The sequence below is a fragment of the Helicobacter aurati genome, assembly GCF_003364265.1.
In the GTDB taxonomy this organism is placed as follows: domain Bacteria; phylum Campylobacterota; class Campylobacteria; order Campylobacterales; family Helicobacteraceae; genus Helicobacter_A; species Helicobacter_A aurati.
On record NZ_NXLW01000001.1, the window covers coordinates 174,770 to 186,921 of the forward strand.

The 12,152-nt window shown below is 34.9% G+C and carries 10 protein-coding genes; 6 read left to right on the forward strand and 4 right to left on the reverse strand.

The annotated features are described in order from the left end of the window. Window positions 1–126 precede the first annotated feature (126 nt). Together CQA66_RS00730 and CQA66_RS00735 are read left to right on the forward strand one after the other, a co-directional pair. Window positions 127–1,035, forward strand: a complete 909-nt coding sequence (locus CQA66_RS00730; protein ID WP_104762574.1) for a hypothetical protein — start codon at window positions 127–129, stop codon at window positions 1,033–1,035. 55 nt (window positions 1,036–1,090) lie between these two features. Beyond that, on the forward strand, window positions 1,091–2,158 hold the full coding sequence (locus CQA66_RS00735) for a 7-cyano-7-deazaguanine synthase (protein WP_115582519.1): 1,068 nt from the start codon (window positions 1,091–1,093) through the stop codon (window positions 2,156–2,158). Window positions 2,159–2,267: 109 nt separating this feature from the next. On the opposite strand, the gene CQA66_RS00740 is transcribed toward CQA66_RS00735, so the two are convergent. Further along, window positions 2,268–5,138 (reverse strand): TonB-dependent receptor, encoded by a 2,871-nt coding sequence (locus tag CQA66_RS00740; protein ID WP_104762576.1) that lies wholly within the window; start codon window positions 5,136–5,138, stop codon window positions 2,268–2,270. Window positions 5,139–5,324: 186 nt separating this feature from the next. Here CQA66_RS00740 and CQA66_RS00745 point away from each other — a divergent pair, with 186 nt between their 5' ends. The 4 genes from CQA66_RS00745 (at window position 5,325) to CQA66_RS00760 (ending at window position 9,190) form a co-directional block, all read left to right on the forward strand. After that, entirely contained in the window at window positions 5,325–6,119 is a 795-nt protein-coding gene (locus CQA66_RS00745; protein ID WP_104762577.1) for a sulfite exporter TauE/SafE family protein, read from the forward strand. Window positions 6,120–6,130: 11 nt separating this feature from the next. Then, window positions 6,131–7,582 (forward strand): M23 family metallopeptidase, encoded by a 1,452-nt coding sequence (locus CQA66_RS00750; protein WP_104762578.1) that lies wholly within the window; start codon window positions 6,131–6,133, stop codon window positions 7,580–7,582. A gap of 127 nt (window positions 7,583–7,709) precedes the next feature. Continuing rightward, on the forward strand, window positions 7,710–8,279 hold the full coding sequence (locus CQA66_RS00755; RefSeq protein WP_104762579.1) for a YceI family protein: 570 nt from the start codon (window positions 7,710–7,712) through the stop codon (window positions 8,277–8,279). A gap of 104 nt (window positions 8,280–8,383) precedes the next feature. Next, entirely contained in the window at window positions 8,384–9,190 is an 807-nt protein-coding gene (locus tag CQA66_RS00760) for an RluA family pseudouridine synthase (RefSeq protein WP_104762580.1), read from the forward strand. 28 nt (window positions 9,191–9,218) lie between these two features. Here CQA66_RS00760 and CQA66_RS00765 read toward each other — a convergent pair whose 3' ends face one another. The 3 genes from CQA66_RS00765 to CQA66_RS00775 are packed head-to-tail and all read right to left on the reverse strand — an operon-like array spanning window position 9,219 to window position 11,987. Then, entirely contained in the window at window positions 9,219–10,328 is a 1,110-nt protein-coding gene (locus CQA66_RS00765; RefSeq protein WP_104762581.1) for an efflux RND transporter periplasmic adaptor subunit, read from the reverse strand. After that, window positions 10,325–11,548 carry a TolC family protein gene (locus CQA66_RS00770; RefSeq protein ID WP_104762582.1) on the reverse strand — a complete coding sequence of 408 codons (1,224 nt, stop codon included), beginning with the start codon at window positions 11,546–11,548 and terminating at the stop codon, window positions 10,325–10,327. The genes CQA66_RS00765 and CQA66_RS00770 overlap by 4 nt, the downstream gene beginning before the upstream one ends. Before the next feature lie 19 nt (window positions 11,549–11,567). Beyond that, entirely contained in the window at window positions 11,568–11,987 is a 420-nt protein-coding gene (locus CQA66_RS00775; protein ID WP_104762583.1) for a FixH family protein, read from the reverse strand. Window positions 11,988–12,152: the final 165 nt, after the last annotated feature.

Consider the following 12,152-nt stretch of genomic DNA (forward strand, 5'->3'; position numbering starts at 1 on the left):
TTAAAAAGCTCAAAGGGGGTTTTTGTATTTCTTAATTTTCTTCTTAGAATCCTAGTTTATAAATGACAAATAAAAGAATTTAAGCTATACTAAAATATTTTTACAACTTTCTTAAGAAGGCATTGTATGAAAGCAACAAAAACGTTACAGAAATATATTTCTCAATCTCTACTAGGAATATTTATTATGTGTTTCACCGCTTCTTGTGCAAAACAAGATGCAGCTCAATATGATGATCCGAATATAAGTACTGACGAAATTGTCGCACTACACCAAACCATGAATGAAAAACATGGATTAACTACTAGCTATTTCGCAAGTATTGCATTAGCCAATGACGAATATGATAAAGCCTACAAGCTTTACTACCAAGAATGCGCCAAAGGCTCGACAATAGATTGTTTGAATGCTTATTATATAGGTGAAGAACGAGCACTTGCAGAATACAATAGCCAAATATTTGCAAGGCAACTTGCAAAAAGTATTCAACAAAACCTTAAAGCATGTAAAAATGATATTAGCCTTGGTTGTGTGAATACATTCTTTGCCTTTGAGGCACTTGACGATAATGAAGAATTTCTCACAAATACTATTTTTCCTGTACTAGAAAAAATCAATGACGAACATATAGCCGATAAAACGTTGAATCTCACACAAAAAGAATGTGAAGATGATGACGGTACTTCTTGTTTTTATCATGCACGAGTTCTAAGGGTTATTGATAACTATGCAGATGTAGAATATTACATTGATAAGGGCTTAAAATTAGGTTACGCGCTAGCACCTTTTGTACAATTGCCATTACAATCGCCACAAACTATTGGATACTTTAAGGAATCATGCCAACTTAATGAAGCTCTGTCTTGTAGATATGTAGGATATTGGTTGGACAAATATGAAAATGACCAAGCACATGCCAAGAGTTTCTACCAAAAAGCATGTAAATTGGGCTTAGAATCCGCTTGTATAGAAAGCCATAAATCACCTCAAATCCCAAAAGATGAGCTAGGCTCACCTGTCATTCCTCGCAGATAATAACCAGCGACATTTTCAATTCTACATTAACATTATATAAATTGGGGAGATTCTAATGAAAAACACACAACCAATAAGTGCCGTAGCCCTTTTTAGCGGTGGTTTAGATTCTATGATTTCCATGCAGCTTTTAGCTGAACAAGGCATCAAAGTCTATGCCCTTAATTTCAATATTGGTTTTGGTAGCAACAAAGATAAAAGCGAATATTTTTACAATGCAGCAAAGCAAGTAGGCGCAGAGCTTATCCAAATTGATATTGCTAAACAATTCTTTGATAACATTCTTTTTAAACCAAAATTTGGTTATGGTAGATTTTTTAATCCTTGTATTGATTGCCATGCAAATATGTTTTCGCATGCTTTCGCCAAAATGCTAGAACTCAAGGCAAACTTTGCTATTAGCGGTGAAGTGTTAGGACAAAGACCCAAAAGTCAGAGGCGAGAGGCTTTAGATCAAGTTCGGCAGCTAGTACGAAAGATAGGTGAAAATCCTCTCTATGATTCTATTCTTAGCCGTGATGGCAGCGATACTACAAAACCAAAAACATTAGATGAACTTATTGTGCGACCTATGAGCGCAAGACTTCTGCCTGAAACTTTCCCTGAAAAAATGGGGTGGATACAAAGAGAAAAACTTCTAGACGTAAGCGGTAGAAGCAGGCAAACACAGCTTGCACTATTAAAAAAATACGGCTGGAAATATCATGAAAAGCCAGGCGGAGGATGTTTGCTTACGGATACCTCAGTGGCACTAAAAATTAAAGATATGGTATCGCATAGACAAGTTGTCTTTGAGGACTTGGCAATCTTTAAAACAGGTCGCTACATGGTACTAGACAATGGTGCAAGATTAATTGTTGCACGTAATGAGGAAGAAAATAAGAAACTTGATATTACCCATGATAAGATGGACAAAATTATCGCAAAGGATGCTAAAGGACCGTTGGCTTTACTTAATAAAACCGCCACAGATTCTGAAAAAATGCTTGCTGGACGTATCGTGCTTGGATACTGCAAAACAGACTCTAATCAATCATATAATGTACAAGTTGGGGAGAGCCATTTTGATTTGATTCCTTATTCCAAAGAAGAATCAAGCAAATACCTTTTGCTGCATTCATAAGATTCTTTTATTATTCAAACTATTCGCCCCATTTCACTAATTCTTTGTTATTAAGAGACAAGTTTCTCTAGGAAGATAAAACTCAAACTAAAAGCAATTTATTGAGAATCTAATATTTATATCCCACTTGTAACCAAAATTGACGTCCAACTTCATAGGTAGGTGTAAGTGCTGCCGTAGTAAAATTTGTTGTAGCTAGAGCTACATTTTTTGTATCAAGAACATTAAAAATATCCAGATTCATAAAAAAAGTATTGCTTTTGTAAACAATAACTTCAAAACCTATCCGCATATCCCACGTAAAACTACCAGGCAACTTCATAGCTCTAAAAGCCTGAACAATAGGCGTACCATCAGGTGCTAAGATATTAGGAATATTATTATTGCCAGAACTAGCAATAGCATAGTATCCCGCACGGTAACGAAAAAAATTATTCCACAAACATTTAATTTTTCCTATATGGAAGCTATGTATAGTGGTGAGTCGCAATGTCCAAGGTCGTACAAAGTTATCAGGCGGTCTTTGACTCCAACGAATAATTTGCGCGCTTTTGCCGTCATCCCATAAAATCCAATCATCTTCTAATTCCCCTGCGCTTGCCGCACTAGCATAATCATTGAAATTTCGCTTAATATTAGTCCAATCAAATGCAAAAAACACAAAATTACTAATACCGCAGAACTCTAAAGCTTCGTCATTACTAAAGGTAATAGTAAGAACATTTGTCCAAGATTTACCCTCATTAGTAAAGAAATAATAGTTGGTTGTATAACTAGAATCTGCCGGCAAACCCGCATAATCTCTACGCGTATAGCGAATATCATCTTTACCCTCACGATAAATATACTTTGCTGCCAAACTCCAATCCCAAAATTTTTGCACAAAACCTATCACAAACTCATCAACATAAGGTACTTTAAGCTGTGAAAATTTCACAGAGTTTTGATTGGTAACTAGACAATTATCATTGTATCTTCTTATGCCCGTATCAGAATCTGTAATCATACTACCACTGCACATTTTCCCGCTCGCTAGTACATCATAAAAATCTATATCTGGACTCATACGATAGATAGTAGTGAGCATGGAGTTTAAATCAGCTCGTAATCTATAACTAAAAATATTGCGACCATAATAACGATTTGCTCCACCAATAAATGTCGTACCAAAATCACTAGAAAGATTCCATGGTGCTTCAAGACTTATGCTGAATCGAGGAGCAAAAGTAACCTTACCCATGTAAGAATCCGTATCAATACGAATACCTTGCCTTATATTAAGCATCGCCTGCGCAATAGGAATAGCAATATCATCTTCGGCAAATGTCGCAAGGATTGTATTATCAATCATTGTAGCACCGCTGTAAAAATTTGCCATATGGAAATACTGCCCATTGTTCCAAGTCTCAAGAGTGTAGTAATAATTCGGTCTTGTACCATTTTGTTTAACATAATAAGTCTTAGAGCTATCACACCATTCATTGTTGCATTTACCCACATCGGAATCTTGAATCTTTATCGTGTTTTGCGCTCGTATATATTCCGCAGTATAAGCAAAGTTCGCATGCTGATAGCCTAATTCCAAACCTAATTGCATTTTATGTAAAGTGCCTAAAACATTAAATGGCTTAAAATCTTGAATACATTTATTACTTAATGTATGTTGCATAGATTCACTAGGAGCATATCCGCCTTCTCTTGCCTGTCCAGCCCAATTTGCCCAATTTTTAGAATCTGAAATCCGCCAATACTTCGTGTGCTCAAAATTATGTATAACCGTGGAGCTCTCCAAATAGGAATAACTCAATATATTCGTCATTTTGCCTAAAGCATTCGTCCAAATAGTTTTGAATCCTATATCATGTCCGCCATTTATCCAATCATAACTTTGTCCCGGTTTCCCACCCAAGAGAAAGCGATTATTATAGTCTGGCGCATAGGTATAACTCAATTCAAAGCCTAGATTCTCGGAATAGTCATAATGTACTTTCATAAAATAATTATAAATCTTGCGTGCTTGCGTTTGTTTCGCTTGTCCATTTTCATCTTGCACAATACCTGCAGGGATAGGATAACGCGTGGTATTAAGATAATCATTATCCACTCTACGAAGAGGGATAAAACTCTGTGTTGTAGCAAAAGAAGCGATAAAACCAAAATTATCGCTGAATTTAGATTCGATACTTGCACGAACGAGATGCTTAATAAACACAGGTGAATTTGTTGTGCCTTCCGAATTAGAATAAGCATTAACAAAGTTATCTAAAGCAGCATTATCACCGTAGATATGATAATTCGTCATTGAAAACTTCTTTGGGGCAGCATTGCCTTGCGTCATTTGATAGCTAATATTCGCTCCAAACTTCCTTTTTGCCTTGCGCGTAATGGCTTCCACAATACCCCCTGTAAATCCGCCATAAGCAGCCCCAATATTAGAATCTTGCACATTGATAGATTCTAAAAGACTTGTATCAATAGCCAATCCCTGAGAACGACTAGGCGCCGTGCTAGTCCAAGTAGAACCATTTTGTGCTGGATTCAAATCATTATTCATACCACGTCCATCGAGAGTAAAAAGATTTTGATAATGCAATCCTCCGCTAATAGAAATCTTAGCTGGGTCAATTTCACCAGGTGTAGTACTTCTAAGCTGTGCGTTATCGTATTGTACATTAGGTAGGATTCTAAGTATAGAACCAATGTCGCCATTTCCACTAGGATTCGATTCCAATATTTGCGAATTGATACTATTACCGCTCTGATAAATTTCTTTAGACTTGAGAGTATCACTATTTGTAGTAGCAGTAACGGCATTAAGCATATAAGATTTCGGTTCATCATTAGCTTGTCTAAGTTGATCTTCATGAAATGATTGTGTTGTTTTATTAACTTCAGAAGTGTCTGGTTGTGTTGTGTTTTCCTGTATTACAGCGCGTAATTCATACCAAAATAATGCAATAAATAAAATATATCTTATCATAAGTAATACCTAGTTTAAAAATAAATAATAAATATTATCATAATTTATATTTATACAGTATCTTTATAGTTCATAACAATGACTTTGCCCTAGATTTATAATTTTATCAAAAGGCAATGTATTGAATTAATTTTAAACTTCATTATTTGTTATAATTTTGTAAATTATCGAAAAAGACATTTTGTTATGGAATATATTTCTTTGGCTATATTAGGCATTATCACAGGTGCTATTTCGGCTCTATTTGGTATTGGCGGCGGTATGATTATTGTGCCGTGTATGCTATATATCCATTATCTAGTTCCAAGTTTGGATTTTTCTAGTCATGCTGCTGTGGGAATTTCTGTGATGCAAATGGTTTTTTCTTCATTTTTTGGCAGCTTTCTGAATGTTTTCAAGAAGAAGAATATTGACTTAAAAGAAGCTCTATTCTTAGGATTAGGGGGTAGTATTGGTGCTTCTTTTAGTGGTTTTATCCTCGCTGTTATTTCCTCTAAGAATCTAATGACAATCTTTTTGTTAGTAAGCTGCTACACATTTTATAAATTTCTCGCACGACCCAAACCAAAATATCACGATGCTTCAATATCCACACAAAAGAAATATATTATCTTAGTTATCATTGGTGCTTTGACAGGCGTATTCGCGATTTCATTAGGTATCGGTGGAGGTGTAATAATGACACCTTTACTTGCCTATTACTTAAAATTTGCCACAAAAAAAATTGTAGCACTCTCATTATTCTTTATTGCTTGCGCGTCTTGTACTGGGAGTTTATCATTTCTTTCTCACGGCATTATGACAGAATCTGTTTATAAAGCTGGAATTGTTTTAGGCGCATTTTCGCTAATAGGGGTGTTAATTGGTTCTAAACTCATTGAATCTATTTCTCTAAAATTGCATAGACAAATCTTAATTTGTCTTTACTTGGTATCCATTCTAGCCACTTTACACAAAGTATTATCCTATCACGGTTTGTAAGCGAGACCACTATGCAAAGAGTTGTTTTAACTATCATTTGTGCCACAATGATTTGGCTTTATTATTTCTCTCTTAATGCAACAAGTTTTGAACGTATAGCCCCCAATGTAGAACTTTTTGTTGTCAAAGATAGAAAAAATATTTACAGCCTTAACACTCCATTCTTTAATCCTGCAAATAGCATTAAACTGCAGGCTTTTGACTCTAGCGGATTATTAAGCTATACGGTACATATAGCAAAGAATGACGGGACAGTGTTATTAGATAAACATGAAATCCTGACAAAGAAGCAAGAATCAATTGACGTTATGCTCCCACAACTATCAGACTATAATCTACAAGATGGTGATGAGATTATCTATACAGTAAGCGTACGTGATTGGAGCAATGCTCATTTTTTTCGAGGAAATAAAACCACCATCACCAAAAAGCTAATTATTAATACGCAACCACCTAAAATACAAATAGTTGCTACTTCAGAAAGGATAGTACACGGCGGTAGCGCGCTTATTGCATTTTATATTGAGGAATTGGCAATTTACAATAAGATTAAACAATCTGGTATCTACAAAGTCTTTTTGCGTAATGGTAAATATGACTTCGCCGTCTATCCCTATACTAACAAACATGGCAAAGTTATTTATCTCTGTCTGGTCCCATGGACACTTGATAGCAATTTCTTTGATGGAGAAATTCACGTTATTGATAAAGCAATGAATGAACAAGTGATGAAAATTCCCTTATACGCAAATATCAATAGTGTCCGAAAGAAAATCAACATTACAACCTACATTAGCGATAAATATCTTAATACAATGATTGCCGCATTGGATTCTACTATTGCGTTTCCTGATAATATTACCTCGAACATTGAGAAATTCCAATTCCTGACTGAATCTTTAAGGCACGAAGATAATAGAAATATTATCAATTTCTCCAAAATCACTCCTGTCAACTTTCTCATAGACAAGCAACAACAAATACAGCCAACGGAATTTACTAACTTTATGCCTATTCATTTTAGTGATAGTTCTGGTCATTTTGGTAACATACGCACTTTTAATTATCACAAAGAGAACATTGGTTCTTCCACAAGACTGGGCATTGACTTATTGGATGTGGCAGGAAACAATGTAATCGCTAGCAATGAGGGCAAGCTTGCTTTTGCAGGGAGATTTAGTTCATACGGTAATTCAATTATCTTACATCATGCTTTTGGACTAAGCTCTGTTTATGCTCATTTGCAAGAAATATCACAACTAGATACCATAGTTCACAAATATTCAATTCTTGGCAAAACAGGAAACAGTGGGCTGAATTTTGTCAATGGGGTGCATTTTATGCTACTCATTCAAGGGCATTTCGTTGACCCTAAAGAATGGGTTAATAAAAAATGGGTAGACACTAATATTAATCAAGTATTGAATATGGCAGATAATTTTGGCAAAACAATCCCGAATTAATCATGATTGATTCGGTGTTTGACCGTAAAATTGCGGTGCGATTCTATAAGATTTACTTTAACGGGTTATTATCCTAAAACTTAGCTTTAAGTAAGCTGAGCGACTTTATAATGTAAAAAGGATTATTATGAGTAAATTGCTAAGTGTAGTTGTAGCTGGGGCATTAAGTGTTAATTGGTTATTTGGAGCGGCTTATCAAATTGATGCAACCCATTCTAGTGTGAATTTTCATGTTTCACACATGACTGTTTCAAAAGTAGATGGTAATTTTCCAGAATTTAACGGTATTGTTGAAATTGATCCAAAAACCAAAAACCTTACAAAACTAGAAGGTGAGATTCAAATCGATAAAATCAATACGCGTAACACAAAGAGAGATTCGCATTTGCTTGGTGTAGAGTATTTTGACGCAAGTAACTTCCCTAAAGGTACACTAAAAGCAACTAAAATTACAAAAGACAAAAAGGGAATAAAAGTTGAAGCTGAATTAACATTAAGGGGTGTTACAAAAAAAGTCATTTTCACAGGACAGCTTAAAGGTCCTATCCAAAATCCTATGACAAAGAAAGAAACTTGGGGATTAAATTTGGAGGGTACAATCAACCGTAAAGATTTTAATATTGCAAAAGATACTTCAGGTGTTACAATGGGAGAGGAAGTCGCAATTTCCATTAGCTTAGAGCTACACGCACAATAAGCTTAATAACTTTTTTGAATCCATGCTGCCACAAGCCATATTTAGCAATATGGCTTGTATGCTTGCTTTGACGTCAAATATTATCAAACTTAAGTTACTTGACTATGAAACACAACCGCACCCCAAAGACTTCTAAGATTTGCAAAAAAACTGCACAATCTAATCAATCCAATATAAAAGCCTATAAACTTCTCTCATTACAAGAAGGGATTTCTACTAATAAAGCAAAGCAACTCATTGATAATGGTGTTGTGCAGGTTAATGGGAAAAGATTAGAAATTGCGAGATTGGCACTGCCTTATGACACAAAGTTCGTACTTATAAAACCAAAGCACCATACTATCTTTGAAGATTCCAATCTACTTATACTTGATAAAAGCTATGGAATCGAATGCTACGCGTTAGAAAAACAATATTCTCCTTATAAACTAATTAATCGACTCGATAGAGATACATCAGGAGTAATTCTCATAGCAAAAAATGAAACAATCAGACAAAAGGCTATCCAAGAATTTAAGGCGCAAAAAGTAAAAAAGGTTTATTTCGCCTTAGTAGAAGGCAAAATCAGCGAAGAAATGGAAATTTCAGAAAATATTCTTGTTCAATCACAACAAACAAAAAAACGGGCATTTGTATCCAAACAAGGAATGAAAGCGCACACAATTATTACACCAGTCGCGTTAATAGGCAAGCAAACATTGCTTGAAATTTGCATTCTAACGGGCAGAACACATCAAATCAGAATCCATCTAGCCTCTATCCAACATCCAATTATAGGCGATATTATTTATAATAAAAAGTCATCTAAGCATGCCAAAAGACTCATGTTGCATTGTCATAAAACAACACTGTTCGATAAAGAATTTACAAGCTCAATAGACATTTATCAAGAATTTGGTATTCAGCCATAAATAGACATTGAGATTTAGTCTTACGCATTTATTCAAACCAACCGTTATTTTGCGCATCAGAATCCACAATAAATAAAGCGTCTTTTATGACACTTTGACCTTCTTCTAACCCGTCTATAATTTCATAAAATCTTGTCCCTAAAATTCTTCTAGCTTGTATTTCTTGAGGGATAAATTCTCCATCATCATTAAGGAACACAAAATATTTGTTGTTTTTAAAAAGCACAGCATTTTTAGGCAGAATAAGCCTTTCTTTAGGAGAAGATTCAATGGTAACTTGCGCAAAAGCATTAGGGAAAAAAGTAAAATCATTGTTAGGAAGCACAAAACGTACTCGAACAAAATTATCCACTATATTAGGATAAATTCTATCAAGCGTTACGGCTACTTTACCTTGATAGCCTTCAATTTGGACATACGTTCTATTATCATTCTGACGAATAAACGGCAAATCCTCTTGATTAATAGAGGCTATTACCCAAAGGGTGCTAATATCTATGATTCGGAAAACCTCATCTCCTTTTTTTACACCGCTACCACGATTAACATTTTTTGCAAAAACCACCCCATCAAAAGGTGCATAAAACGTAACAGCATTATTAATTTTACGGCTGCTCCTAAGCCTAGCAATTTCCTTAGAATCTACACCTAGAAGTAAAAGTTTTTGCTGTGCCAAGTGCGAATGGGGCAATGTTGCAAGAAATTCGCTTTGCGCATCAACAATCTCTGGCGCATAAAAAGAAAACAAAGGCTGTTGCGCTTTCACTGGTGCATAAATCTGCGAAACAAAAAGCTTTTCAATAAAACCGTCTGCGCGAACACTAAGGCTGTACACTCTGCTTTCATCTTCTTGAATCGTTCCGTAATACCGTCTTGAATCCGCTATCGTAAGCCTACTAACTTTGATAGTGGGAAAGGAAAATATGTCTTGTTTCTTTTCTTTCTTTTGGATTTTAACAGAATATTTTTTAGAATCTTGAGCTTGAATAGAGTCTAATTGGTGAAGTTTAGTATTTGCATTTTGTACGTCATGTAAAGAATCTGCCTCGGCATAAGCAACATAGCTTACGGCATGCAAAGAATAACCAAGCATACTACAAAAAATAAATGAGCGGCACAAATGAAAATATTGCCTCATAACTCTCCTTTAAGACTTTGCAAATCATAATAAGCTATAACAATATCTGATAATATTTGCAATCGCAGAATTTCAGCTTCTATTTGCTCATTAAGCGCGGTATAAAACTCTAAAAATGCTCCACTCTGACTCGTAACATGATGTTGATACAAATCAATAATCTTTTGATTAGCTGGTATCAACAAGGAATCAATAATCGCTAGATTATTTTGCAATGTCTTGATTTTATTAAAAAGCGTTTTGGCAGAATGCTTCACTTTATTGCTAACCTCTAAGACTTGACTTTCTTGTAGAAGATTCTGATAATGCGCCTCTCTAACTTGCTCAGATTCTTTGCCCCAAATTGGTATCGGCATTGAGATTCCTAACGTAAACATATCTGCTCTATCAATTCGAAACATATAAGCGAAATTTACCCCCAAATCAGGAATAAACCCTTTCTTAGCATTTCTTATAGAATCTCTACTTATTGCGTTTTGCAATTGAGTTATAGCAATCTCATAATTACTCTGCATAATTTCATTAACAAAATCCATTTCTTGCATTTGAGTGAAATTCTGCAAAGCAGTTTTTATGTCCATAATATCCCATAACTTCCCATAAAAGGACTGCGGAAGATTCTCAAAGCTAATTTCACTTATAGCGATATGAGAATTTGCGAGTGCATTTTCTAATTCATTCTTTTTGATTTCTAAACGAGCTTTTAGCAAAATCAATTTTTGGATTTGCATCGGATTAAAATTATTAGAAGCTTGCAACCCCCTTAATAAAGTACTGATATTGCTAAGAGAATCTTCTGTAAACTTAAGAATATGTTTATCCCTGCTTGCATTTACAATATTTTGCATGAGTGAAAAAGTGTATTGATTCTTAAGGTTTTTGAGCTCGAGAATCTTGATTTGTACTTGCTGCTTGATGAGATTGGAACGTAATTTCCTCTTGCCATTCATATCAATATTCTGCGTGATACCAATGCCAATATTTTGCATTTCATTAGCACTAAGATTAAAGGGTTGAGGAACTTCTGCATTGCTATATGAAAGACTAATATTGGGATTATCCCACTTTGCTTGCGATTGCGCTTGGGATTCAAGTATTTGAATTTGGTATTGAATCTGCCTTATTTTTTCATTATTTTCAAGACTTTTTTGCAACAAATCCCCAAAGGAATCACTATAAAGAGTAGAAATAAAGCAACCAAATAGGATAAAAATTCGCATACAGAGAATCTTTCTGCATTCAGAAATCTATACTGCTTTTTGCTTGATATTTTTTGTTATCCACACTAAATTGAATTCTAATCTGCCAAGTGCCGCCATGAGGAAAAACAACAACACCCTTGTAACTATTACCCCGCAAAGAAATGGTAGCAACCTCTGTCATTTTAGGCATACCGGGCATTTCTGGCATCGTAAAACTTAGCTTAAGAGCAGAATCTGCGATAAACTTTTGCCCTTGTTTAATGGTTAATTCAAACTCATTTTTACCTGATACAAAATTCTTAGGACTAGAAAGCAAAATTATAAAATCTTTATGAGGGATTTGCTTTTCAAACGCCAATGCCTTATTGCTCAACAGAAAAACCGCAATAATCGCTACAATAACACCGATAGAATGTAATTTCTTTAGAGTAGCACAGGGCAAAGAAGTTGTCATCATGTAGCCTCCTTAAATACTACGGAATAACAAATATTACCGTTTATTGTTCATTATGATTAGTATAATTGTAGGAAATTTTGAATAACCATTAGCAACACTAGCCAAGAATACAATCACATTCTAAACATTCGCTCGACATGATTCTATAACCAATAATCCTACACC